Here is a 25,315-nt window from a genome sequence, read left to right on the forward strand (position 1 = left end):
CACCCACCATTCAGACAAGGACGAATAAACTCACACCATGCTGGCCACGCGAGAGTACGGGGTAGTCCCTTGCCTATAAGAGTCTTTAGTGCCGCCCTGGCGCTCGGTCTCGGGCTTACTCTTGCCGCGAGCGGAGCCAGCGCCGCGCCCACTGTCACCGATGCTCCGGCGCTGACGACGGCATCCGCTGCGACCAATGTTGCCGTGATCGCACCACTAACGGTTCCCAGCGACAACGGCGGGCTTCTTGATGCCGACACTCTCGCCGACTACACCGAACCTCTCGGTCTGCTCACGCGCCAATTGGATGCCATGGCAGGCAAGCCCGTCGCGATTGCCATTGACCCCATGATTGTGGCCTCCATTCGCGTTCTGGGCACGAGCGCCCCCGACTCTGCGCGGGAATGGCTTGAGCGGCTTTCGCTCATCAGCAATGAGCTCGTACCTTTGCCCTATGCCAACGCGGATGTCACGCTGGCGACTCAGTCGGAGGTGGGCGCCACTCTGGAGCCGATCTCATTCGATTTCGCACTGAATGCGGCCAACTTTGCCGCCGTTGAAGAGTCGACCCCTGCGCCAACGCAGACGTCTGATCCGATGGACGACGACCCCAACGCAGTGCCCGCGTACCCAACAACAGAAAATCTGCTCTCCTGGGACTACGCGATCGATGGTTTTCTTCGGCCCCGCACTGACACTGTTGTTGCCAGCGACCTCGCCGCCTTTACTGAACGTGGCTACAGCACCATCGTGCTCTCGTCGACGAATGTGACTCGACCGGCCGGCGCTGGCTCAGTAACCACCATCGATGGTGTTACTGCTCTCGTCGCCGACGCAACCGCCTCAGCAGCAATGGATGATGCCCTCGGCTCTACCGTCGACCGCGACGTCACCGCGGCCGATACCGCCCTCAGCGAAGCGGTGCTCAACGCCGGAGCAGCACAAACGGCGGGCACCGCATCCGTTCTCATCGCTATCGACCACTCACTAGAGCTGAGCTCGGCGAGGTTAGACGCTGCTCTCGCCACCATGACGGCAAGCCCGTCAATCACGATGGTCACGCTCACCGAACTCGCGTCGACACCAGCGGTCACGGCAACGATCAACGACATGCCTCAGTCCGAATCGCGCATTACTGACGTTTCTCGCGTGTTCACGGCCGCACGAGCGGAACGCACCTTCTTCTCTATCGCCGCTGACCCTGAAGCCCTTGTTGCCGAACGCCGGCTCGAGTTGCTCGATGTACTTGGCACGGTGGAAACCGAGGATCCCGCTGACTGGCTCACCGAGGTCAACCGCTTCCTCGTTGATTCCCGCGACCTACGCACCTCGGTGACCGTCGTGGAAGCCAGCAATTTCCTCCTCGTGGCCGACAACGGCTTCCTCCCCGTCTCCGTAAGCAACAACCTCGACCAGGCCGTCACCGTCTACATCACGGTTGATCCGCGCACCGGACTCTTGGCCGTGGGGGACGGCCGCGTAGAACTGACGATTGAAGCGAACTCGCAAGCCAAGGGCGAGGTTCCTGTGCAGTCGCTGTCGAACGGTGTTGTGGATGTCGAGATCAGTCTCACCAGCAGCACCGGCCTCAGCGTCGGCTCCACAACAGTCAGCGAGATCAACGTGCAGGCTGGCTGGGAGACCCCGCTCGTGCTGGCCTTCGGCGCTGTCGTCGTCGTCATCTTTACCGTCGGCTTTGTCCGCAGCATCGTTCGTCGCAGAAAGCCTGTCAATGACTAACCAGCCCGGTCCCGAAGCCGAGCCCGAGCCCGGCATTCCCAGCGCCTCGCTGGGGCTCCCCACCCCCCAAACATCGAGTATCGGTCGGGCGAGTGCGCTTCTGGCCTCCGGAACCTTCGTGTCACGCATCCTGGGCTTTCTGAGCGCAATTCTGCTCGCTCAAACCCTCGGCGTCATCGGCTCCGGTGCAGACGCGTATGCCATCGCCAATCAGTTGCCCAAGAGTGTTTACGCGATTGTGGCCGGTGGAATGCTCAGCGCAGTCATCGTGCCTCAGATCGTTCGCGCTGCCGTGCATAAAGACGGCGGCCAAAAGTTCATCAACCGCCTCGTGACTCTCGGAATCGTGATCTTTGTCGCCGTGACGGTTGCGGCAACGTTCAGCGCTCCTCTCTTGGTCGACCTCTACACGCAGACGACCGCGAAGTTCGGGGCCGACGAGGTCGCCCTCGCTACCGCATTCGCCTATTGGTGTCTGCCGCAGATTCTCTTCTACGCGCTGTATTCACTCCTCGGTGAGGTGTTGAACGCTCGCGGCAAGTTCGGGCCGTTCACGTGGGCTCCTGTCGCCAACAACGTGGTGATGGTCTCGGGCCTCCTCATCTTCCAGTTCTTGTTTGGCACAGCCGACGGCCTTTCCTCCACAGCGTGGACTCCGGACATGATTGCCGTGCTCGCTGGAAGCGCGACACTCGGTATTGCCGTGCAAGCGACCCTGCTCGGCTATTTCTGGCACCGCGCGGGGTTGCGTTATCGTCCCGAGTTCCAGTGGCGCGGGGTTGGCCTGGGAACGGCAGGTAAGGCCGCCGCGTGGACCTTTGGGATGATCTTGGTCACCCAGATCGGCGCGGTCGTAGAAACGAACGTTGCCTCTCGAGCCTCCGGCAGCGCCTCCGTCTTCGCCATGGGGACCGCCTGGCTCATCTTCATGCTCCCGCACTCGGTAATCGCCGTCTCGATCGGAATGGCCTACTTCACACGGATGAGTGGTCACGCGAGAGACAAAGACCTCGTCTCAATGCGCACCGATGTCTCGGGCGCGCTGCGCTCCATCCTGATGTTGCTGGTATTCGCGGCAATAGGACTCATCGTCATCGCTTTTCCCTTTAGTGCCCTCTTCGGCAACGATCACGAGCAAGTCGTCGCGCTGTCGGGTGTACTCATGATCTATCTGGTCGGGCTCGTGCCGTTCAGCATGATGTACGTGTTGCAGCGGGTGTTCTATTCGTTCGAAGACACCCGCACCCCGTTCTTCTTGCAGAGTTTCCAAGTAGTTCTCTACATCTCTGCCGCTCTCTTCGTTTCCACGTTCCCCGTAGATCGCATCGCGATGGGTCTCGCGACCGCGATTACGATCTCCGGCACGATCCAGACCACGGTGGCACTCTTCGTGATCCGCAAACGCGTACCGGGATTCGCGCTGCTTCCGCTGATGCTCCGCATCCTGTGGTTTGCTGCAGCCATGATTCCGGCCGCTGGCGTCGGCTACGGCATCCTGATGCTGCTGGGCGGATTCGGTGAAGGCTCGTTCGTCGTCTCGGGCTTCGTTGGTGGTTTTGCTTCGATCGCGATGGCAGGCACAGCCATGCTCCTGGTGTACGCAACCGTTCTGGCTCTCACCAAGAATGATGAGTATCTCGCGTTCGTGGGCCCGATCATGGCCCGCCTACGCCGTCGCTAATCATTCCGCTCCTGCACACTTTTCTCGCCACGAAGCGAACTTAAAGTGACGGCACTCCGAACTCTTCGGTGTTAGCCCCGCCCGCCCCAGCCACTCGGAATACTCCGTGGCTAGGATGTGTTGAACCGGGTAATCACAATCCCAAGGAGACACGAAAAGTGCGCCAACTCATCATCATCGGATCCGGCCCAGCTGGGTACACCGCTGCGATTTACGCGGCGCGCGCAAACCTTGCGCCACTCGTCATTGCGAGCTCTGTTGAGGCCGGTGGCGAGCTCATGAAGACCACCGAGATCGAGAACTACCCAGGCTTTGCCAACGGCATCCAAGGCCCCGAGCTCATGATGGAAATGCAGAAGCAAGCTGAACGTTTCGGCGCCGAGATTGTTCTCGACGACGTCACTGACCTTCAACTTGAGGGCCAGGTCAAGAAGGTCACGCTCGGCAACGGAGAAGTGCACGAAGCTCTCGCGGTTGTCTTTGCGACTGGTTCTGCCTACCGCAAGCTCGGCCTTCCCGACGAAGAACGCCTCAGCGGCTATGGAGTTTCTTGGTGCGCTACGTGCGACGGTTTCTTCTTCCGCCAGAAGACGATTGCTGTCGTTGGTGGGGGAGACTCGGCCATGGAAGAAGCGACGTTCCTCACCAAGTTTGCTGAAAAGGTTTACGTGATTCACCGCAAGGATGAGCTGCGTGCCTCGAAGGCGATGCAGGAGCGTGCTTTCAGCGACCCGAAGATTGAGTTCCTCTGGAACAAGGCTGTAACCGGCATTACTGGTTCCACCCTCGTTGATGGCATTGATCTCACGGACACCGTCGATGGTTCCACCTCACACGTTGACCTCAGCGGGTTGTTCATCGCGATCGGCGCCGACCCCCGCACCCACTTGGTACACGGCCAACTCGACATCAACGCCGACGGAACCGTTGCAGTGGATGGTCGTTCCTCTCGCACCAACATCACCGGAGTTTTCGCAGCCGGCGATGTCATCGACCCGACCTACCGCCAAGCAGTAACGGCCGCCGGCTCCGGCACCGTCGCTGCTCTCGATGCCGAGCACTACCTCGCATCACTGCCCCGCGAACTTGTCGCCAGCGCAATCCAGCCCGCGGAACCAGCAGCTCCCGTAGCTGTCTCCGCCTAAACGTCCCATCGAACAAAGGAATTAGTCATGTCAGCAGCAACAGAAGTAACCGACGCCAACTTTGAAGAACTCGTCATCAACTCAAAGGACACCATCATGGTGGACTTCTGGGCTGAATGGTGTGGTCCCTGTCGCGCAGTTGGCCCGATCCTTGACCAGATCGCCAGCGAGAACTCCGACAAGATCAAGATCGTCAAGCTCAACGTTGACGACAACCCCCAGATGGCTATGAAGTACCAGATCACCTCCATCCCCGCGATGAAGGTCTTCAAGGGCGGCGAGGTCGTGAAGACCGTTATCGGCGCAAAGCCGAAGCCTGCGATTGAAGCAGACCTCGCAGAGTTCTTGGCCTAAAGCTCAGTCTCTGTCGAAAGCCTCCGGCATCCACTATTTGGTGGGTGTGCGGAGGCTTTCGTAGTTAACACCCGTGAGGCGTTCTGATTCGGCCCAGAGCTTCGCCGCGTCGACTTGGGAATGGGAGGCTGCAGTCGATTCAACGCGCACAGGAGCGCCCCGATGTTGGTTGCGGCCGCTGGGGCCGAAGAAGTCGGCGCCCTGCGCTGTAGGGTCAGTTGCTGCCCGCAGAGACGGCCTCGCGCCTTGCTTGGGTGTTTGCAGCCCCAGGAACACCAGCGCCTTCAGTGGTCGCAGGTACCAACGGTTGAAGAGATGATCTGCGAGGCCTGTGCCGGCAGTTCCCGGATGGGCTGCCACAGAAATCGCATCGACCCCAGCAGCGTCGAAGCGGCGTTGAAGCTCATAGGCGAAGAGAAGGTTAGCCAGTTTGGAGCGACCGTAGGCCGCCCGGGGAGTGTACGAGCCATTGTGGAACATGAGGTTGCCGAATTCCATGAAACCCCAGCGATGAGCGAGGCTGGAAAGGCTCACCACGCGCGCTGCGGGTGTTGACTCAATCAGATCCATCAGGTGACCAGTCAACGCGAAGTGGCCCAGGTGATTGGTGCCAAGTTGGGATTCGAACCCATCGATCGTGAGTTGGGCATCCGTCATCATGATTCCCGCGTTGTTGACCAAGAGGTCGAGGCGCGAATGTTTCCCGTGAAACATCTCGCTGAAACGTCGAATGGACTCTAGATCCGCGAGATCAAGAAGCATCGTCTCGAGAGACACCGCACCAAGGTCGTCAAGCAGTGCCTGCTTGGCCGCGTCGGCCTTCTCGGCGCTGCGCATCGTCATGACAACGTGCGCGCCAGCCTGCAACAGGGCACGGCTCGTCTCGAATCCGAGCCCAGAATTTGCCCCCGTCACGATTGCAACGGTGCCGGTGAGGTCCCCGATCTCTGATTCGGTCCATGTGGTGCGAGCGTTCACTAGTTGTTCTCAATTTCATGGTCGAGGGCCGCCAGCGCGATGCGGCGGTTGTGACGGATTCTGCACACTGCGATAGCAGACCTCATGAGTTCAGCATGGGTTTCTATGCATCGCCTTTGAACGTTGTTCGGAGCAAAGCCGAGTCTGGTTTGGCCGAGATACCCCGATAACCGTTGCTCAGTTTCGAGTCCCAAGGGTCAAACGCCTATTGTTTAAAGTCAACCGAACGGGATTGCCCATGACAACACAGCCAAACAACCTCGACCAGTGGTTCGACCACTATGCAGATCGCGCCTCCGGCCTTGCCGCCTCTGAGGTCCGAGCGTTGTTTGCCGTGGCCTCGCGCCCCGAAGTTGTGTCGCTCGCTGGCGGTATGCCCTATGTTTCAGCGTTGCCTCAAGACCTCATCACCGAGTCCATCGATCGCGTCATGCGCGATCGCGGTCCGGCGGCACTTCAGTATGGTTCCGGCCAAGGATTGCCTGCGCTTCGCGAACAAATCCTCGAAGTGATGGCCCTCGAGGGCATCCGCGCCAGCGTGGATGACGTTGTCGTCACCACCGGTTCTCAGCACGCCCTCGAGCTCGTCACGAAGCTCTTCATCAATCCCGGCGATGTCGTCATTGCCGAGGGCCCCAGCTATGTCACGGCAATGGTCGTTTTCAAATCATTCCAGGCAGAGATAACGCACGTTGAGATGGATGAGTTCGGGCTCGTTCCCGATTCACTGCGGGCTCATATTGCCTCGGTGCGCGCCGCGGGCAAGACCATCAAGTTCTTGTACACCGTTCCGACCTTCAGCAACCCCGCTGGAGTCACTCTCAGCTGGGAGCGACGCCTCGAAGTGTTGGAGATTGCCCGGGAAAACGGCATTCTGGTGCTCGAGGACAATCCTTACGGTCTCCTCTATTTCGATGGTCCGCCGCCGCATGCGATGCGTTCCGTCGAAGAAGACGGTGTCGTGTACTTGGGCACGTTCTCGAAGACTCTCGCCCCCGGTTTTCGGGTTGGTTGGGTGCTCGCGCCGCACGCAATTAGAGAGAAACTCATCTTAGCGAACGAGGCGGCTGTGTTGTCACCGAGTTCCTTCACTCAGAACATCATTAGCGAATACATGAATGTCTCTGACTGGAAGGGGCAGATCGATACCTTCCGTGGCGTCTACCGCGAACGCCGCGATGCCATGTTGGATGCTCTCGACGACTATCTACCCGACCTCGAGTGGACTGTGCCCAACGGTGGCTTCTACATCTGGGTCACGCTTCCCGACAACCTTGACTCAAAGTCGATGTTGCCCCGTGCGGTCAAGGAGTTAGTGGCCTACACGCCGGGTACGGCCTTCTACGCGGATGGAAACGGGCGCAGCAACATGCGTTTGTCGTTCTGTTATCCAACCCCTGACTTCATCCGTGAGGGTATTCGTCGGCTCTCCACTGTGATCAACGGAGAGCTTGAGTTGCTCAGCACGTTCTCGCAGACAGCCCCTCTCACGGTTGTGCCTCCCACACCGTCGATGATCAACCCTCCAGCCAACCTCAGCTAGGACCCCCTCATGAACGATTCACCCACCCGCGTTCTCGTTCTTGCCGGCGGAATCTCGCACGAGCGCGACGTTTCCCTCCGGTCCGGTCGCCGTGTTGCCGACGGATTGCGCGCTCAGGGCAAGAGCGTTGAGCTGCGCGACCCGGATGCCACATTGCTCCCTTACATTCGCGAATCGAAGCCGGATGTCGTGTGGCCAGCCCTGCATGGCGCCAGCGGTGAGGATGGTGCTCTGCGTGGTCTTCTCGATCTCATCGGCATTCCGTATGTCGGCTCCCGCGCGGATGCCGCCCGCCTCGCCTGGGACAAGCCGACCGCCAAGGCACTCGTTTCCCGTGTCGGAGTACGCACGCCGCTCTCGATTGCGTTGTCCCGTGATTCCTTCCGTGAACTCGGAGCCCACAGCATTCTCGATGAGCTCGCCGATGAACTCTCGGGTGACCTCGTCGTGAAGCCCGCTCAGGGTGGTTCCGCTCAGGGTGTCTCGATCGTGACCGACCGTTCAGACCTTCCGCAGGCGATGGTCAACGCCTACAACTACTGCGACGTGGCTCTCATCGAGCAACGCATTACCGGTGTCGAGATTGCCATCGGAATTCTCGACAGTGGCATGGGTCCAGTTGCTCTGCCCGCCGTCGAGATCGAACCAGTGGATGGCGCCTACACTTTCGAGGCTCGCTATAATGCTGGTCAGACGCGCTTTTACACCCCGGCCAGAATCAGCGATGGTGAAGCCGATCGTGCAGCCGAAGCCGCTCTCGCAGCCCACTCCGCGCTCGGACTTCGTCACCTGTCACGGGTAGATCTCATCGTAGATGGCGCAGGCACGCCCTGGTTCCTCGAGGCAAATGTGTTGCCCGGCCTCACCGAGACCTCCATCCTTCCCCAAGCCCTTGTCGCTGCGGGACATGATCTGGGCTGGGTTTACGCTGCTCTCGCCGACATCGCGATGGAGGGCTAGGCAGCCGCTTTCGTCTTCGCCGGGGGAGCGGTCCCGCCTTCTGTACAACGCGTCGTCGACTTGGTTCGCGCCGTTTTCGGGCAATCATTCGTCCCTCCAACAAACGGCGGAGCAACGATCCGCTGGGGCACCGGGTGGCCCAGCGGGGAAGATTCCGTCGCTAACCGCCTCCGGGTTGCCCAATGTTTCACGTGGAACCTCCGCAACTAGCAGGTTCGGGTTCCTAGCTTTGCAGATCCGTTTCCGTTTCCGTTTCCGTTTCCGCAGCCAGTGCCAGTGCGAGTGCGAGTGCGAGTGCGAGTGCGAGTGCGACAGTTTCACGTGAAACATAGAGACCCGACGACAGGGCGAGCCAAAGCCCCGGTCAATGTTTCACGTGGAACAATCGCTTCCCAATCAGCGCGAGGGCGATCCTTTCAGGCGCTCGCCCTTCGAACGAGAGCAATAGGGTTCCTGAGCCGAGGTGAGGGCCCAATCGTCGACGGGGCGCAGCGGCGCAGCGGCCGGCAGTCCCACTTGCGCGGCCCGAGCGGAAAGCCCCGAGAACCACCCTTGGCACACAAGGGCTATCAGGGGCAGGCCGTGACTCCCGCTCCAGTTCCCGCGCGTCCAATGGTTTGCGGGGGAGTGACCACACCGCACGCATCAGCTGTGCGCGGCGACACGCAATCCCACTGCAACCTAGATTCGATCAACGACTATTCACACAGCTCGTGCCGAGGCACAGAGCAGGGATCAGCTTCTACAGCGCGAGCGCCATCAGCGGGCTCAAACTCGGAGCCGAACTAGACGTAGAACTAGACGTAGAACTAGACGTAGAACTAGACGTAGAACTAGAACTAGACGTAGAACTAGAACTAGACGTAGAACTAGAACTAGACGTAGAACTAGAACTAGAACTAGAACTAGAACTAGAACTAGAACTAGAAAAGTTTCGCGATTGTGCCCGCGAACCTAGTGTTCTCACGAAACTGAGGCAACCGGAACCAAAAAATCCCGGATCAAGAAGACCTCGCGTTCGGGGTCGGCTGACGAGGAGCTGGCTAAGAGTTGAAGCCGGTGTCGCCGAGTTCTTCGAGGATTCGATTTAGATCCGCCACAGTTGCGAAGTCGATAACGACCTGGCCTTTGCTGGCACCAAGCGACACCTTCACACGAGTGTTGAGACGGTCGCCCAGACGCTCCGCGATCTCATCCAGATGGCCTTGCTTCTTACCCCGGGAGGGCTTGGAGCGCGGCGGTTTGGTCGAGAGCGAGCCCGCAGCTGCTTCAGCAGCACGAACGGAGAGCTCTTCATTGACGATTTTCTCTGCCAAACGCTCCATTCCGGCGTTGTCAGGAAGCGATAGGAGCGCTCGAGCGTGTCCCGCGGACAACACTCCGGCGGCAACGCGGCGCTGAACGCTTTCTGGAAGGCGCAAAAGACGCAAAGTGTTAGTGATTTGGGGGCGCGAGCGACCAATGCGTTCGCCCAACTGCTCCTGCGTGATGCCGAAGTCGGCCAAAAGTTGCTGGTAAGCCGACGCCTCTTCCAAAGGATTGAGGTTAGCGCGATGCAAGTTCTCGAGCAGCGCATCCCGAAGCATGTCTTCGTCGGCGGTGCTCTTAATGACAGCAGGAATTGTGGCGAGGCCTAAGTGCTTGCTCGCACGAAGTCGACGTTCACCCATGATGAGTTCGTACTGAGGCTGACCCTCAAGGGCGCCAACGACGGGGCGCACCACGATCGGTTGGAGAACACCGATTTCGCGGATCGAAACGATCAGCTCTTCGAGTTCCTCTTGACGGAACTCAGTACGCGGTTGGCGAGAGTTGGGAACGATATCAAGAGGGGAGAGGCTCGCTAGCCGAGCGCCAGGAACCGACCGAAGTTTTTCGGGTGACAGTTCCCCACCCGGGAAAAACACGTCGACGGGGCGTTCTTCGTTCTCATCCGACGAGGGGATGAGCGCGCCGATACCCCGACCAAGACCAGTACGTTTTGGTGCTGCCATTATTTGCGTGCTCCTCGATAAGCAATCTCGGCCGCTGCTTCAAGATAGGAGAGCGATCCGGGGGAGTTCTGGTCATAACTAATGACGCTTTGCCCGTAGCTGGGTGCTTCAGAAATGCGCACCGAGCGAGGGATAACAGTGGTCAACACCTGCTTGGGGAAGTGTTGGCGCACATCGTCAACCACCTGGTTGGCAAGATTAGTGCGGGAGTCGTACATCGTCATCAGAATCGTCGAGACCCGAAGACGTGGGTTCAAATGACGCTCGATGAGCTTGATGTTGTTAAGCAACTGACTCAGACCCTCAAGCGCGTAGTACTCACACTGGATGGGAATGAGGACCTCTTGCGCGGCCACGAAAGCGTTGATCGTGAGCAGACCAAGCGACGGCGGACAATCGATAAACACATAGTGGAACGGTTCTGGCGTCTCCGCAAGAAAAGCATCGAGCGCAGAACGAAGGCGTTGTTCGCGAGCGACGAGAGAGACGAGCTCGATCTCCGCGCCGGCGAGATGAATCGTGGCGGGAACGCAGTAAAGCGCGTTGAATTCCGGGCTCTTCTGCACGACATCCGCCATCGGAACGTCGTTGATCATGACGTCGTAAACGCTGGGAGTCTCGGAACGATGCTCAACGCCGACAGCAGTAGACGCGTTTCCTTGCGGATCGAGGTCGATCACTAGGACTCGAGCGCCGGTGCGGGCGAGAGCAGCAGCAAGGTTGACCGTAGAGGTTGTCTTTCCGACGCCCCCCTTTTGGTTTGCCACGGTAAATACCCGGGGCTTCTCCGGGAGGGGGAGTGAAGCAGAGGCTACTGCCTCGCGACGGCGAGTCAGATCCGCGATCTCCCGCGCAAGCGGCGTGGTTTCATCGAACGACTTGCCTTGTTCGTTGACTTCGCTTTCGGGATGTTTCACGTGAAACTTTCTCTCGGGGTGGTGACAATAGGTAGGACTGGAGGCAGCTCAGAGCGTGGCCGAATCAGTCCACTCTAGCCCGAAAGACCCTAGTGATCTCGGGGGTAATCCCTTCACCGAGAACAAGTGACTCAACATCCTTGAGTCGAGCCTTGCGAATCGCCTTGGCAGCAGCTTCAATCTCTTCATCGATACGGGCACCCTTCATGAAGACCATCTCGCCGCCGGGCGCAAGAAGGTGTTCGGTTGAGGGGATGAGCTTAGAAAGAGCAGTGACCGCGCGAGCAGTAATCTGGGTTAAAGCCTCAGCATACGGAGCATCTTGTGAACGAGAACGATCGACTACAACGTTGGATAGGCCGAGACGTTCAGACTCTGCCTTGAGCCAATCAACCCGGCGTTCCATCGGCTCAATCAAAACGAACTCGACATCAGGCCGCGCAATTGCGAGAACAAGACCCGGAAGACCGGCGCCACTACCTATGTCTCCCACAAGCCCTGGACGGAGCAGGGGAGCGACGAGTACACAGTTAACGATGTGTCGCGTCCACAGACGGGGGACCTCAAACGGACCAATGAGTCCAAGCTCCTCACCTCGAAGAGCAAGGCTCTCCGTATAGGCGCGCGCGACATCAATGCGATCGCCAAACAGCTCGGCAGCTATTTCCGGCTCGCGCTCAAGCCCTAACTCGTCAGTCAATGTTTCACGTGAAACTATGAACGCGTGATGACAGTGTGACGGTCGCGACCTTCACCACTCGACTGCGAAACAAACCCACGCTCCGCAACGACATCATGAACGAGCTTGCGCTCGTATGACGACATCGCCGGAAGTGCGGCAGAATCCGCACCAGCCTCGATACGCTCCACGGCCGTGTCTACAAGCTTCGACAATTCAGCAGCACGCGCTTCACGCGAACCTCCGATGTCCAGGATGAGACGCGAGAATGCTCCCGTCTTGTTCTGCACAGCGATGCGAGTGAGTTCCTGAAGTGCCGTGACGGTTTCAGGCTTAGACAGGAGGCGGAGGTTTGTGTCTTCGCTCGACGTCACTGAGACGTAGGAGCGGCCGGCACGGGCGTCAATCTCGATGTCTCCATCGAGATCCGCAATATCGAGCAGCTCCTCAATGTAGTCGGCGGCAATGTCGCCTTCCTCTTCGAGCTGAGCAGTTGTGCGATCTTCGCGATCTTCCACAGGAGCGGACTCGACTGCGGTTGTATCGACGTCAGAAACGTTCGTCATTTCTTCTTTCCCTGCTTCTTCTTTGCACGGTTCTTACTTACGGGTTGATCCCGCTGCGGATTCTTGGGTTCCTCAATTACTGCGGTTCCAGAATCAGATTCGGGAGCCTCTTCAATGATTCCCTTGCGCTGATTGCGCTTCGCTAGACGAGCCTCGCGTGCGAGCGCTGCCTCACTACCGGGAGTCGGCATATTGCGAATAACGAGGAACTGCTGACCCATTGTCCAGAAGTTGGAAACGAGCCAGTAGAACATGACGCCCAAGGGGAAAGTGAACCCGGAGAAGGCGAAGACGAGGGGGAGTAGGTACAACATGATCCGCTGTTGGCGGTACATGGGACTAGCTTTCATCTCAGCCGACTGGTTCTTCGACATGATCTGAAGCTGGGTGATGAACTGCGAGCCGGTCATCAGGATGACCATGATGACGGCGGTGACGATGACGGCTACGTTGCCCTCTGCAGTGCTGATCGCGAGGTGCAGGGGAGCGATGTCGAACAGTGACGAGGTTCCGAAGGATTCTGAGAGCTCAGCGTTGAGGAGGCCAACACCAGGAGCGTTTCCCTCGAGCTGTGCGTTGCGCAGCACCGAAAAGAGTCCGAAGAAGATCGGCATCTGCAGAAGAAGAGGGAGGCACGAACTAAACGGGTTGGTTCCCGCGTTCTTGTACATCGCCATCGTTTCGCGAGACATCGCCTCACGAGAGAACTGATCCTTCTTACCTTTGTACTTGTCCTGGATCTTCTTGAGCTGAGGCGCGACCTCCATCATGCGACGCTGGCTCTTGATCTGGCGCACAAAGACCGGAATCAATGCTGCTCGCACAACCAAGACGAGACCAACGATCGAAAGAACCCAGGTCAGGCCGGCATCCGCATCCATTCCGAAGAAGGTAAGGATTTCGTGAAAGGCGACGAGGATTGCCTCGATTACCCACTTGATTGGCCAAAGCAGATTGCCAAAGAAAGCAAAAAGATCCATGAAGTGGTTAGCCCCTTTCGTGGCTTGCGGCTATAACAAAGCCGAACCGGGTGATCTGGTAGCGGTCATGCCGGCGAGCCGGGATGTCGTCGATACCGCCCTCTGCCCACGGGTGGCAGCGAAGGATTCGACGAGAGCCAAGCCACACACCACGGAAAACACCGTGCTGCTGAATAGCTTGAAGAGTGTAGTGAGAGCACGACGGGTAATACCGGCAGACGTCTCCATACAGCGGAGATATGACTGCACGGTAGACGCGCAAAATGAGAACACAGAGGTTTCGCGGGATGAGCAGCGCGAACGTAACGACGGAACTCATACCTTCACCACGATGCGGTCGATCCCTTCTGCAATCTCAGCCTGAAGCGTAGTGCACTCAGCTTGCTCAGAACCTGCCAGAGCACGAACCACAATGTCTACATTCGACTGGACGTGAGGAAGAAGCTGAGCAGCAGCAGCGCGAAGCCGACGCCGAACTCGATTGCGTACAACCGCATTGCCAACCGCTTTAGAAACAATGAAACCAAAGCGAACGCTCTGAGACCGCTCATTGTTCACAATGTGGACAACGCAGTGCGGTGCTGTGAAACGACGACCGCGACGCACCGCCAAGCGAAAATCACTCGGAAGCGCCACACGGTTTGCCTTAGACAGCACCGGACGAGATTACGCGGAGAGTTCGGTGCGTCCCTTGCGGCGACGAGCGCTCAGGATCGAGCGACCCGCGCGGGTGCGCATACGCAGACGGAAACCGTGAACCTTCGCGCGGCGACGGTTGTTGGGCTGAAAAGTTCTCTTGCTCATAGCTATATCTCCAAGGCCCAGCTCTAGCAGCCGGGAAGAATTGGTAGGCCCAAGGGCCAGAAGTCAACTGATTAAAACTACGGCGTTAAACGGGTGCGGTCAAACCACACTTTGTGCAACGGCGCATTATCCACACAGAATACATCCTTATTGGTAACGACATGCTGTGGACAACTACGATGACTATCAGTGCACAACGGCCAAAAGACCGCAGTATTTCAGCGAGAATAGCTGTACTCACCAGTGGATAAGCCTGTGAGTAAATACTGCCAAGGGATGGGAAAAGAATGTCGGAAACACCCGACCCGACCAAAGGACTGTGGCAAACAGTTCTGACACACCTCAACGGTGATGAGCGAATTACCCCTCAACTACAGGGGTTCGTGAACCTGGTTGAACCAAAAGGCGTCATGGCCGGCACCCTCTATCTCGAGGTTCCCAACGAGCTCACGCGCGGGATGCTCGAGCAGCGACTTCGCCAGCCATTCATCGACGCGATTGCAGCTCTCGACGACGAACACGGCATTTCGAACTTCGCCACCGTCGTAAACCCAGAAATCCAGCAAGATGCGCTTTCGCAAGAAATACCGCGCACCGAGCAGCCTTACATCGAACCGACACCACAAAAGCCGGTCGAAACATCAACACCTCGTCGCAGCGATTCGCGACTCAACCCCAAATACAGCTTTGACAATTTCGTTATTGGTGGATCCAACCGTTTCGCTCACGCCGCGGCAGTCGCCGTAGCTGAAGCGCCGGCCAAGGCCTACAACCCCCTCTTTATTTATGGAGAGTCGGGTCTAGGTAAAACTCACTTGTTGCACGCCATCGGGCACTATGCCGAAAGCCTGTACCCCGGCATCCGAGTGCGTTACGTCAGCTCAGAAGAATTCACGAACGACTTCATCAACTCGATCGCTAATAACCGGGCGTCAGTATTTCAGTCTCGCTACCGTGAGATCGACATTCTGCTTATCGATGACATCCAGTTCCTGCAGGGTAAGGACTCCACTCAGGAGGCCTTCTTCCACACTTTCAACACCTTGCACGATCACAACAAGCAAGTGGTCATCACCAGTGATCTGCCCCCGAAGCACCTCACCGGCTTTGAAGATCGGATGCGGTCACGCTTCGAGTGGGGCCTGATTACTGACGTCCAGGCGCCAGACCTTGAAACGCGAATCGCTATTCTTCGCAAAAAGGCCCAGAGCGAGAAGATGCAGGTGGGCAACGACATCCTCGAATTCATGGCGTCGAAGGTCTCGTCAAATATTCGTGAGCTTGAAGGAACGTTGATTCGGGTTACCGCGTTTGCGAGCCTCAACCGCACCGAAGTCGACATGGCTCTTGTACAGACCGTGTTGAAAGATCTCATCACTCTTGATGAAGACAACGTCATCGCGCCAGTCGACATCATCAATCACACCGCTGACTACTTCAAGCTTTCGGTTGACGACCTCTATGGCTCTTCTCGTTCGCAAGCCATCGCCACAGCACGTCAGATCGCGATGTACCTCTGTCGAGAAATGACGAACCTCTCTTTGCCCAAGATTGGTCAGCTGTTCGGAAACCGCGATCACACCACCGTGATGTACGCCAACAAGAAGATCACCGAGCTCATGAAAGAGCGTCGCTCGATCTATAACCAGGTCACCGAGCTCACTAGCCGCATCAAACAAAACCAGCGTTTCAGCCAAAAATAGGTTTTCCTACTTGGGGATAACTTGGGGATAACCTCCCCAACTCGCCGGAAAGATTGTTGACCACAAGAAAATTTCTGTGGAATCAAGAATTCCTGTGATTCGAGTTTCCACGAAGAGTGCGAGTGTTCTCCACTGCTCGTCAACAAGTCACACGAATGTAGTTTCCAGTAATTACATGAAATCCGTCGAGTTATTCACAGAATCCACAACGGTTAAGAGTGTGACCTTTAAAGAATGAAATTTGAATCCCAAATAACCTGTAGTTCGCAAGTGGATTGGCTGTGCCAGTATTAACGGCCAGAGCGTGATCCGGTTAGGGGTAGTTCATGAAGTTTCAAGTCAATCGTGACGTCTTCAGCGAGGCGGTTTCGTTCGCGGTAAAACTGTTGCCGCAGCGAACAACGCTGCCGATTCTGAGCGGTGTCTTGATCGAAGCTACCGACGAAGGGCTCACTCTTTCGTCGTTCGACTACGAAGTTTCCGCTCGAACACAGATCATCGCCGAGGTCGAAGAGCCCGGTCGCGTATTGGTTTCTGGCAAGCTTTTGGCAGATATTGCCAGCCGACTTCCCAATGCTCCGGTGCGTTTTAGCACCGAAGACAACAAAATTACTGTTGCGTGTGGCACCGGTCATTTCACCTTGTCGAGCATGCCGGTCGAAGAGTATCCCTCACTTCCTCAGATCTCCGACAAGGTGGGAACGCTCAAGGCTGACCTCTTTGCCGCCGCAATCTCTCAGGTCGCCGTCGCTGCATCGCGTGACGACGTCACCCCGGTCATTACAGGTGTGCAGCTCGAAGTTTCTGAAAATAACATCTCGCTTGTTGCCACTGACCGCTACCGAGTAGCAGTTCGTGACATCGAATGGGATGCCGGAGCATCCGGAGTCGAAGCAGCAACAGCCCTGGTGCCGGCCAAGACTTTGGTTGAAGTGGGAAAGACTTTCGGCAACAGCGGAGAGATTTCCGTCGCCATCACGAGTTCTGACGAACGCGAGCTCATCGCGTTCCAAGCAGACAGAAAAACTGTGACGTCGTTGCTTATCAAGGGCAACTTTCCACCGGTTCGCCGACTGTTTCCCGAGACTGTGGATAACTTCGCTGTCATGAACACGGGCGAGCTCATCGAGGCAGTTCGTCGAGTCTCTCTCGTGCTCGAGCGAGAAGCCGCGTTGCGCTTCACTTTCACGACTGAAGGTGTGACTTTGGAAGCGATCGGATCCGAGCAAGCTCAGGCATCCGAGACCATCGATGCCTTCTTGACCGGCGATGACACGGTCGTTTCGCTCAAGCCTCAGTTCTTGATTGATGGCTTGAGTTCGGTGCATTCAGAATTTGTACGAATTTCGTTTACCAAAACCGAAAATCCGAACAAGCCTGGCCCGGTGCTCATTACAAGTCAGTCGTCGAAGGATCAGCCGGGCAGCGATAACTACAAGTACCTCCTGCAGCCCAACCTTTTGTTGAGGTAGGTCATGGCAGAAACCATGCATGTTGGAATTATTGGCCTAGGAAAAATGGGCGGCAACATGCGCGAGCGCATGCGAGCTCATGGCCTCACAGTGACGGGCTACGACCCCAATCCTGAGGTGAGTGATGTCACAGCGTTGTCGGATCTTGTAGAGGCGCTGCCTTCGCCCCGAATTATTTGGGTCATGGTTCCTTCCGGCACGATCACAGATTCTGTAATTACCGATGTTGCGGCATTGCTCACACCGGGCGATCTCGTCATCGATGGTGGAAACACCCGGTTTACCGATGACCAACTTCACCGTGATCAGCTCGCAGAACTCAAACTTTCCTTTGTAGATGTTGGAGTGTCTGGCGGAATCTGGGGACTTGAAAACGGCTACGGGCTGATGGCCGGTGGGGACAAGACGGATATCGAACGAGCGATGCCGATCTTCGACGCGCTGCGCCCCGAAGGCCCGCGCGAAGAGGGTTTTGTTCATGCTGGCCCCGTTGGTGCAGGTCACTACGCCAAGATGGTCCACAATGGCATCGAATATGCCCTTATGCAGGCCTGGGCCGAAGGTTTTGAACTCCTCGACAGCCGCAAGGATCTCATCGAAGACGTTCCCGGCACCTTCAAAGCCTGGCAGCGAGGAACAGTCGTTCGCTCCTGGTTGCTTGAACTTCTCGTCAAAGCTCTCGAAGAAGATCCCGAATTTGCTGACATTGCTGGCTACGTCGAGGATTCAGGGGAGGGCCGTTGGACCGTGCACGAAGCCCTCAACCAGGCCGTTGCGGTTCCGACTATTAGTGCCGCCATTTTTGCGCGCTTTGTTTCTCGCCAAGAAGACTCCCCTTCCATGAAGGCGGTCGCCGCTCTCCGCAATCAGTTCGGCGGGCATAGCGTCCGCAAGAGTTAAGCTTCGCCGCGATGCGTGTAACTCATGTGGAGCTCAAGGACTTTCGTAATTACAAGGGTCTGACTCTTGAACTCGGGGCAGGACCGACCCTCATTGTTGGTTCGAATGGTCAAGGTAAAACAAATTTGGTCGAGGCGCTCGGCTTCTTGAGCACCCTTGGTTCACACCGTGTTTCTACAGATCACGCCATGGTTCGCCAGTCGACGGATGCCGCGATTATTCGGGTTCGTCTCGAACACAACGAACGAAAATTTCTGGCTGAGGTACAGATCAATCGATCCGGGGCTAACCGTGCCCAGATCAATCGTTCGGTCATCCGCACCCGCGAACTTCCGCGCTACTTCTCGAGTGTTCTCTTCGCGCCCGAAGATCTGGCGCTCGTGCGCGGCGAACCTTCGGGTCGTCGACGCTTCATCGATGAACTTCTCGTGCTTCGCTCTCCGCGCTTTAGCGGCGTGATGAGCGATTACGAACGTGTCGTGAAACAACGCAACATGCTGCTGAAGTCGGCACGCGCATCCGGTGTTAGGGACACCCAATTAAGCACCCTTGATGTGTGGGATGAGCGGCTCGTTGCATTTGGTTCCGAAATCATAAGCGCCCGCAGCGCACTGGTCGCCGACTTAAGCCCGGAGGTTTCGAGTGCGTACGAACGCATTGTCGGTGCCGATCACGGTGCGTCATTAGCAAACTCGCTGAGCATCATTTCGCGGCAGGATGACCCTGAGAACCCCGTGGCCACCAGTGCAGTCGGTGAAATAATTTCGGTCGCTGACGCGACTGCATCGTTTACTGCCGCCTTGGCATCCGTAAGAAAAGCAGAACGAGACCGGGCGATAACTCTCGTAGGGCCACACCGCGATGACCTCATCTTCGGACTCAATGGGTTGCCGGCGCGAGGGTATGCCAGCCACGGTGAATCCTGGTCATTCGCCCTCGCACTGAAATTGGCATCCGCCGAGCTGTTGCGTCGTGAGTCTTCAGCCGGAGACCCCGTGCTGATTTTGGATGATGTCTTTGCTGAGCTCGATCAATCTCGTCGCGAACGATTGGCGACGTCGATCGCAGGATTCGAGCAGGTGCTCATTACGGCCGCAGTCTTTGGAGACGTTCCGACCGAGCTCGCCGCGAATGTGGTTCGCATCAGCGCCGGGGAGGTAATCAGCAATGAATGACCGCGATCCCGCTGTGGATGAACACGTAGCGGTCTACCTCAGATTCCGCGATGTTTTTGGTGATGCCAGTAAACGTTCCTATATGGCGCGCAAGCGCAATCGTAAAGAACCCGGCACAAGCGTGCCTTTTGCTCCCGGTCGCGATCCGCATGGATTAGGCGATGTGATGGATAACCTCACCGTGAGTATGGGGTGGAGTTCTCCGCTGGCGCGCTCCGAATTGCTCTTAGCGTGGACAACAATCGTCGGCGCCGAGACTGCGGAGCATTCTGAACCGATCGGAATTGAAGAGGGTGTTCTCACCATTCGGTGCGATTCGACAGCGTGGGCAACTCAGCTTCGACTCATGCGTGGACACATCACGACGACGATTGCTCAACAGCATCCAGAAGCTGGCGTGGAATCGGTGCGCTTTGAAGGGCCCAACGCCCCTTCGTGGAAAAGAGGCCCCAGATCAATTCCAGGTAGGGGTCCGCGAGATACTTACGGCTAGGAAGGCAAAATAGGTCACGCTACTAAAGAAACTCCCGCAGAAGGCAATTTGAGCGCCGCAGCCTCTCGGAATTTGGTAGAATCTCAGAAGCCGTCGGACGCGCCTCCTCAGGGAGTTATCCGCTCCGAATGGCCAGCGTGAACTAGCGGCAGGAGCCTAACTTCAGATGACATCGACGCCCGAGAACGACGTGCCCGAAAGCCATATCATTGCCAACGGTCATGTTGCCGCTGACAGTTACGGTGCCGATCAGATCCAGATCCTTGAGGGTCTTGAGGCCGTGCGCAAGCGCCCCGGTATGTACATCGGTTCCACCGGCCCCCGCGGTCTCCATCACCTTGTGTATGAGGTTGTGGATAACTCTGTGGATGAGGCTCTCGCGGGTTACTGCGACACGATCAACATTTGGCTTCGCAAAGACGGCTCGGTTCGGGTTCGCGACAACGGCCGTGGTATCCCGGTCGATCTGAACCAGCAAGAACAGAAGTCCACTGTAGAAGTCGTTATGACCATCCTTCACGCGGGTGGAAAATTCGGCGGCGGCGGTTATGCCGTGTCGGGTGGACTCCACGGTGTGGGCATTTCCGTCGTGAACGCACTCTCCGCAGAAATCGATACCGAGGTTCGTCGTCAGGGACACGTCTGGCGGATGAGCTTTGCTAACGGTGTGCCGACAGGTCCCCTTGCCCAGGGGGAAAGCACCGACGAAACAGGAACCCAGCAGACTTTCTGGCCGAGCAAAGAGACTTTCGAGACAGTCGAGTTCGACTTTGAGACGCTCCGCGCACGTTTCCAGCAGATGGCCTTCCTTAACAAGGGACTGCGCATCACCATCACTGACGAGCGCGGTGAAGAAGAAATCGCCGAGAGCTACATGTACGAGCGTGGACTCGTTGACTACGTGGAGTACTTGAACAAGACGAAGAAGAACGAACTCATCCACCCGGATGTCATCGCCTTTGAATCGGAAGACACTGAGAAGAAGATTTCGCTCGAAGTAGCGATGCAGTGGACGGCGGGATACTCCGAAAGTGTTCACACCTACGCCAACACCATCAACACTCACGAGGGTGGAACCCACGAAGAGGGTTTCCGCGCTGCGCTCACCACTCTGGTTAACCGTTATGCGCGCGACAAGAACATCATCAAAGAAAAGGATGACAACCTTTCGGGAGATGACGTTCGTGAAGGACTGACCGCGGTTATCTCGATCAAGCTCGGCGAACCTCAGTTCGAAGGTCAGACGAAGACAAAGCTCGGTAACACCGAAGCCAAGGCATTCGTTCAGCGCATCGCCGGCCAGCAGCTCGGTGACTGGTTCGATCGCAACCCCACTCAGGCACGCGACGTTATTCGCAAGGCCATTCAGGCATCCCAAGCTCGACTCGCTGCCCGCAAGGCGCGCGAGCAGACTCGTCGTAAGGGTTTGCTTGAGTCGAGTGGAATGCCCGGAAAGCTGCGCGACTGCTCGAGTAAAGACCCGTCGCTGTCTGAAATCTTCATGGTTGAGGGTGACTCGGCCGGCGGTTCCGCCGTTCAGGGTCGTAACCCCGAGTTCCAGGCGATTCTCCCGCTGCGAGGCAAGATTTTGAACGTCGAGAAGGCGCGCCTCGATCGCGCACTCGGCAACGCGGAAGTCCAAGCAATGATCACCGCGTTCGGCGCGGGTGTCGGCGAAGACTTCGACCCCGAGAAGGCTCGCTACCACAAGATCGTTTTGATGGCCGATGCTGATGTCGATGGTCAGCACATCACGACCTTGCTTCTCACTCTGCTCTTCCGCTACATGCGTCCGCTGATCGATTTGGGTTACGTGTACTTGGCTCAGCCGCCGCTTTACCGCCTCAAGTGGAGCAACGCGCAGCACCAATACGTGTACAGCGATGCTGAGCGCGATGCCCTGACCGAAATGGGACTCGCCGAAGGCAAGCGCATGCCGAAGGACAACGGGATCCAGCGCTACAAGGGTCTTGGTGAGATGGACTACAAGGAACTGTGGGAAACCACGATGGACCCCGCCACTCGCACGTTGCTTCAGGTCACCCTGGATGACGCTGCCGCAGCAGACGAAATCTTCTCAACCCTCATGGGCGAAGACGTTGAGTCTCGCCGAAACTTCATCCAGCGCAACGCCAAAGACGTCCGCTTCCTAGACATCTAGCTCGCTCAGAGCACACGGCGCCCGCACTCGCGACTGACACAGACTGGAATTGACACTTAATGGCTGACGAAGAAACTCCGAAGAAGACCTTCAAAGATGCACCCGTAGACGACCGGCACGACAAGATTAACCAGGTCGATCTCCAACTGGAGATGCAGCGCTCCTACCTCGACTACGCGATGAGCGTCATCGTGGGTCGTGCGCTTCCCGAGGTGCGCGATGGTTTGAAGCCTGTGCACCGTCGCGTTATTTACGCAATGTACGACGGTGGCTACCGCCCAGACAAGGGTTTCTCCAAGTGCACCCGTGTCATCGGTGATGTCATGGGGCAGTTCCACCCGCACGGTGACTCGTCGGTCTACGACGCGCTCGTTCGTTTGGTTCAGCCGTGGAGCCTTCGTTATCCACTGGCGCTAGGCCAAGGAAACTTCGGATCTCCCGGTAACGATGGTGCTGCTGCCCACCGTTACACGGAAACCAAGATGGCCCCGCTCGCTATGGAAATGGTGCGGGACATTGAAGAAGACACCGTCGACTTCCAAGACAACTATGACGGTCGCACTCAAGAGCCCACGGTTCTCCCGAGCCGCTTCCCGAACCTGCTCGTCAATGGTTCAGTGGGTATCGCGGTCGGTATGGCCACGAATATCCCGCCGCACAACCTCCGCGAAGTTGGCGAGGGTGCTCTCTGGCACTTGGCCAACCCGGATGCTTCTCACGAAGAGCTCGTCGAGGCACTGATTCAGCGCATCAAGGGACCTGACTTCCCGACCGGCGCGCAGATTCTGGGTATCAAGGGAATTCAGGATGCGTACCGCACGGGTCGTGGCTCGATCACGATGCGTGCCGTAGTTAATGTCGAAGAACTTCAGGGTCGCACGTGCCTCGTCGTCACCGAGCTCCCGTACCAGGTGAATCCCGACAACCTGGCACTGAAAATCGCCGACCTCGTCAAGGACGGCAAGCTTGCCGGCATCGCCGACATCCGCGATGAGACTTCGGGCCGCACGGGCCAGCGCCTCGTCATCGTGCTCAAGCGCGATGCTGTGGCAAAGGTTGTTCTCAACAACCTCTACAAGCACACGCAGCTGCAGGAAAACTTCGGCGCGAACATGCTCGCAATTGTCGATGGCATTCCGCGCACGCTCTCGATCGATGGCTTCATCACCGAGTGGGCTACGCACCAGATCGAAGTGATCGTTCGCCGCACCGAATTCCGCCTGCGTAAGGCTGAAGAACGTGCCCACATCTTGCGTGGTTACCTCAAGGCTCTGGATGCTCTCGATGAGGTTATTGCGCTCATCCGTCGTTCGCCCACCGTTGAAGATGCCCGCAACGGCCTGATCGACCTTCTTGATATCGATGAAATTCAGGCTCGCGCAATTCTCGACATGCAGCTGCGTCGACTCGCAGCCCTCGAGCGCCAGAAGATCATCGACGAGCACGACGCTATCGAGCTCGAGATTGTTGAATTCAAGGCGATCATTGCGAGCAAGGAACGCCAGAGCAACATCGTCAGTGAAGAACTGACGGAGTTGCTTGCCAAGTACGGCGACGACCGCCGCACCGAAATCATGATGGGTTTCGATGGCGACATGAGCATGGAAGACCTCATCCCCGAAGAGGAGATGGTGGTTACTGTGACGCGCGGCGGTTACGTCAAGCGCACCCGCAGCGACAACTACCGCAGCCAGCACCGCGGAGGCAAGGGAGTCAAGGGCGCGCAACTCCGTGCCGATGACATCGTTGACCACTTGTTCGTCACCACGACGCACCACTGGTTGCTGTTCTTCACGAACACCGGCCGCGTGTACCGCGCCAAGGCCTATGAGTTGCAAGAGGGTGGTCGGGATGCCAAGGGGCAGCACGTTGCCAACTTCTTGGCGCTGCAGCCCGGCGAAGAGATCGCTCAAATTCTCGACATCCGCGACTACGAGCAGTCCACCTACCTAGTACTGGCCACGCTCAACGGTCTCGTCAAGAAGACGGCCCTCGCGGAATACGACACCAACCGCAGCGGTGGCATCATCGCCGTGAATTTGCGGGAAGGTGACGAACTCGTGTCGGCCCTGCTGGTGGAGAACACCGACGACGTGTTGTTGGTGTCGCGCAAGGGAATGTCGATTCGCTTCACGGCATCCGATGAAGCGTTGCGCCCCATGGGTCGTTCAACGTCGGGTGTGATGGGTATGAGCTTCCGTGAGGATGACCAGCTGCTCAGCGCGAGTGTGGTGCCCGACAGTGGCTTCGTGTTCGTCGTCACTGAGGGTGGCTTCGCAAAGCGCACTGCTGCCGACCAATACCGTGTTCAGGGTCGTGGTGGTTTGGGCATCAAGGTTGCCAAACTTGACGGCACTCGTGGTGACTTGGCGGGCGCTTTGATGGTCGGGGATGAGGACGAAGTTCTTGTGGTCCTTGCCAGTGGCAAGGTGGTACGCTCATCTGTCGCTGAGGTTCCGGCCAAGGGCCGTGACACTATGGGCGTGGTCTTTGCTCGCTTTGCGGCGGATGACAAGATCATTGCAATCGCACGAAACAGCGAACGAAATCTAGAGAAAAAAGAACTTGAAGCTGGGAACGATAGTGTTCCAAGCGAAGATGCCCCTGCTGGGAAGGACGAGTCGGTAGATGAGTAGTGTCGCAGAGAAGCTGCAGCGCAAGTCGCAGCGCCAAACATCAGTGAAACAGGTTCGCCTGAAGCTGGTGTACATCGACTTCTGGTCGGCTGTTAAGTTCTCATTCCTAGTAGCAGTGTCCTTAGGAATCGTTCTCGTGGTGGCATCGCTCCTGGTGTGGATCGTGCTGAACTCCACCGGAATTTTCGGAAAACTCGATGAGATCTTCCGCGATATTTTGAGCGACGAAACCTTTAGTGTGGCCACAACGTTCTCGCTCGCACAGGTCGGCGGATTCTCGCTGGTCGTTGCGATCCTGAACGTTTTGATCGGTACTGCACTCGGTGCAATTTCGAGTATGCTTTATAACTTCAGCGTTCGACTTACTGGCGGAATCCTCGTGGGTTTCACTAACAACTAGTCGATTACGCCAAACGGTCAGAATGCGGTACTCT

At 57.4% G+C, this 25,315-nt stretch carries 23 protein-coding genes; 14 read left to right on the forward strand and 9 right to left on the reverse strand.

Translation table 11 applies throughout. The features are described from left to right. Nucleotides 1–69 precede the first annotated feature (69 nt). The 4 genes from I6E81_RS08405 to trxA all read left to right on the forward strand — a co-directional run bounded on the left by I6E81_RS08405 (nucleotide 70) and on the right by trxA (nucleotide 4,920). Nucleotides 70–1,740 carry a DUF6049 family protein gene (locus I6E81_RS08405; protein WP_197106869.1) on the forward strand — a complete coding sequence of 557 codons (1,671 nt, stop codon included), beginning with the start codon at nucleotides 70–72 and terminating at the stop codon, nucleotides 1,738–1,740. After that, nucleotides 1,733–3,421 (forward strand): murein biosynthesis integral membrane protein MurJ, encoded by a 1,689-nt coding sequence (gene murJ / locus I6E81_RS08410; protein ID WP_197106870.1) that lies wholly within the window; start codon nucleotides 1,733–1,735, stop codon nucleotides 3,419–3,421. Before I6E81_RS08405 ends, murJ begins: the two co-directional genes overlap by 8 nt. 158 nt (nucleotides 3,422–3,579) lie before the next feature. Beyond that, complete coding sequence (gene trxB, locus I6E81_RS08415; RefSeq protein ID WP_197106871.1) at nucleotides 3,580–4,566, forward strand: thioredoxin-disulfide reductase; 987 nt, start codon at nucleotides 3,580–3,582, stop codon at nucleotides 4,564–4,566. A gap of 27 nt (nucleotides 4,567–4,593) precedes the next feature. Then, a complete protein-coding gene (trxA, locus tag I6E81_RS08420; RefSeq protein WP_197106872.1) occupies nucleotides 4,594–4,920 on the forward strand; it encodes a thioredoxin in 327 nt (108 codons plus the stop codon). Between the two features lie 33 nt (nucleotides 4,921–4,953). On the opposite strand, the gene I6E81_RS08425 is transcribed toward trxA, so the two are convergent. After that, nucleotides 4,954–5,898 (reverse strand): oxidoreductase, encoded by a 945-nt coding sequence (locus I6E81_RS08425; RefSeq protein ID WP_197106873.1) that lies wholly within the window; start codon nucleotides 5,896–5,898, stop codon nucleotides 4,954–4,956. 238 nt (nucleotides 5,899–6,136) lie between these two features. Here I6E81_RS08425 and I6E81_RS08430 point away from each other — a divergent pair, with 238 nt between their 5' ends. Then, entirely contained in the window at nucleotides 6,137–7,441 is a 1,305-nt protein-coding gene (locus I6E81_RS08430; protein WP_197106874.1) for a PLP-dependent aminotransferase family protein, read from the forward strand. 9 nt (nucleotides 7,442–7,450) lie between these two features. Continuing rightward, nucleotides 7,451–8,401 carry a D-alanine--D-alanine ligase gene (locus I6E81_RS08435; protein WP_197106875.1) on the forward strand — a complete coding sequence of 317 codons (951 nt, stop codon included), beginning with the start codon at nucleotides 7,451–7,453 and terminating at the stop codon, nucleotides 8,399–8,401. 1,043 nt (nucleotides 8,402–9,444) lie between these two features. Here the strand turns inward: I6E81_RS08435 and I6E81_RS08440 are convergent. The 8 genes from I6E81_RS08440 to rpmH form a co-directional block, all read right to left on the reverse strand. After that, the gene (locus I6E81_RS08440; protein ID WP_197106876.1) at nucleotides 9,445–10,395 is read right to left on the reverse strand and encodes a ParB/RepB/Spo0J family partition protein; all 951 of its coding nucleotides are present in this window, start codon (nucleotides 10,393–10,395) and stop codon (nucleotides 9,445–9,447) included. Beyond that, a complete protein-coding gene (locus I6E81_RS08445) occupies nucleotides 10,395–11,312 on the reverse strand; it encodes a ParA family protein (RefSeq protein ID WP_307783756.1) in 918 nt (305 codons plus the stop codon). Before I6E81_RS08445 ends, I6E81_RS08440 begins: the two co-directional genes overlap by 1 nt. A 64-nt stretch (nucleotides 11,313–11,376) precedes the next feature. Continuing rightward, nucleotides 11,377–12,012, reverse strand: coding sequence for a 16S rRNA (guanine(527)-N(7))-methyltransferase RsmG (gene rsmG / locus I6E81_RS08450; protein WP_197106877.1), 636 nt, complete (start codon nucleotides 12,010–12,012; stop codon nucleotides 11,377–11,379). A gap of 14 nt (nucleotides 12,013–12,026) precedes the next feature. Beyond that, nucleotides 12,027–12,557: a R3H domain-containing nucleic acid-binding protein gene (locus I6E81_RS08455; protein ID WP_197106878.1), complete on the reverse strand. Its 531-nt coding sequence runs from the start codon at nucleotides 12,555–12,557 to the stop codon at nucleotides 12,027–12,029. Then, nucleotides 12,554–13,537 (reverse strand): membrane protein insertase YidC, encoded by a 984-nt coding sequence (gene yidC / locus I6E81_RS08460; RefSeq protein WP_197106879.1) that lies wholly within the window; start codon nucleotides 13,535–13,537, stop codon nucleotides 12,554–12,556. Before yidC ends, I6E81_RS08455 begins: the two co-directional genes overlap by 4 nt. 7 nt (nucleotides 13,538–13,544) lie before the next feature. Beyond that, complete coding sequence (yidD, locus tag I6E81_RS08465) at nucleotides 13,545–13,856, reverse strand: membrane protein insertion efficiency factor YidD (RefSeq protein ID WP_197106880.1); 312 nt, start codon at nucleotides 13,854–13,856, stop codon at nucleotides 13,545–13,547. Beyond that, nucleotides 13,853–14,194 (reverse strand): ribonuclease P protein component, encoded by a 342-nt coding sequence (rnpA, locus tag I6E81_RS08470; protein ID WP_307784128.1) that lies wholly within the window; start codon nucleotides 14,192–14,194, stop codon nucleotides 13,853–13,855. Before rnpA ends, yidD begins: the two co-directional genes overlap by 4 nt. A 9-nt stretch (nucleotides 14,195–14,203) precedes the next feature. Beyond that, entirely contained in the window at nucleotides 14,204–14,341 is a 138-nt protein-coding gene (gene rpmH / locus I6E81_RS08475; protein WP_055810406.1) for a 50S ribosomal protein L34, read from the reverse strand. Between the two features lie 287 nt (nucleotides 14,342–14,628). Here rpmH and dnaA point away from each other — a divergent pair, with 287 nt between their 5' ends. From dnaA to I6E81_RS08515, 8 genes are all read left to right on the forward strand, one after another. After that, entirely contained in the window at nucleotides 14,629–16,044 is a 1,416-nt protein-coding gene (gene dnaA / locus I6E81_RS08480) for a chromosomal replication initiator protein DnaA (RefSeq protein WP_197106881.1), read from the forward strand. A 326-nt stretch (nucleotides 16,045–16,370) separates the two neighbouring features. Beyond that, nucleotides 16,371–17,516: a DNA polymerase III subunit beta gene (dnaN, locus tag I6E81_RS08485; RefSeq protein ID WP_197106882.1), complete on the forward strand. Its 1,146-nt coding sequence runs from the start codon at nucleotides 16,371–16,373 to the stop codon at nucleotides 17,514–17,516. A gap of 15 nt (nucleotides 17,517–17,531) precedes the next feature. Beyond that, nucleotides 17,532–18,416, forward strand: a complete 885-nt coding sequence (gene gnd, locus I6E81_RS08490; RefSeq protein ID WP_197107223.1) for a phosphogluconate dehydrogenase (NAD(+)-dependent, decarboxylating) — start codon at nucleotides 17,532–17,534, stop codon at nucleotides 18,414–18,416. A gap of 11 nt (nucleotides 18,417–18,427) precedes the next feature. Next, nucleotides 18,428–19,591: a DNA replication/repair protein RecF gene (gene recF, locus I6E81_RS08495; RefSeq protein WP_197106883.1), complete on the forward strand. Its 1,164-nt coding sequence runs from the start codon at nucleotides 18,428–18,430 to the stop codon at nucleotides 19,589–19,591. Continuing rightward, nucleotides 19,584–20,084 carry a DUF721 domain-containing protein gene (locus tag I6E81_RS08500; protein ID WP_197106884.1) on the forward strand — a complete coding sequence of 167 codons (501 nt, stop codon included), beginning with the start codon at nucleotides 19,584–19,586 and terminating at the stop codon, nucleotides 20,082–20,084. Before recF ends, I6E81_RS08500 begins: the two co-directional genes overlap by 8 nt. Nucleotides 20,085–20,250: 166 nt before the next feature. After that, nucleotides 20,251–22,245, forward strand: a complete 1,995-nt coding sequence (gene gyrB, locus I6E81_RS08505) for a DNA topoisomerase (ATP-hydrolyzing) subunit B (RefSeq protein WP_197106885.1) — start codon at nucleotides 20,251–20,253, stop codon at nucleotides 22,243–22,245. A 59-nt stretch (nucleotides 22,246–22,304) separates the two neighbouring features. After that, entirely contained in the window at nucleotides 22,305–24,881 is a 2,577-nt protein-coding gene (gyrA, locus tag I6E81_RS08510; protein ID WP_197106886.1) for a DNA gyrase subunit A, read from the forward strand. Beyond that, the gene (locus tag I6E81_RS08515) at nucleotides 24,874–25,281 is read left to right on the forward strand and encodes a DUF3566 domain-containing protein (protein WP_197106887.1); all 408 of its coding nucleotides are present in this window, start codon (nucleotides 24,874–24,876) and stop codon (nucleotides 25,279–25,281) included. The genes gyrA and I6E81_RS08515 overlap by 8 nt, the downstream gene beginning before the upstream one ends. Nucleotides 25,282–25,315 lie beyond the last annotated feature (34 nt).

Origin of the sequence: Salinibacterium sp. NG22 (assembly GCF_015864925.1) — a bacterium.
Classification (GTDB): Bacteria; Actinomycetota; Actinomycetes; order Actinomycetales; family Microbacteriaceae; genus Rhodoglobus.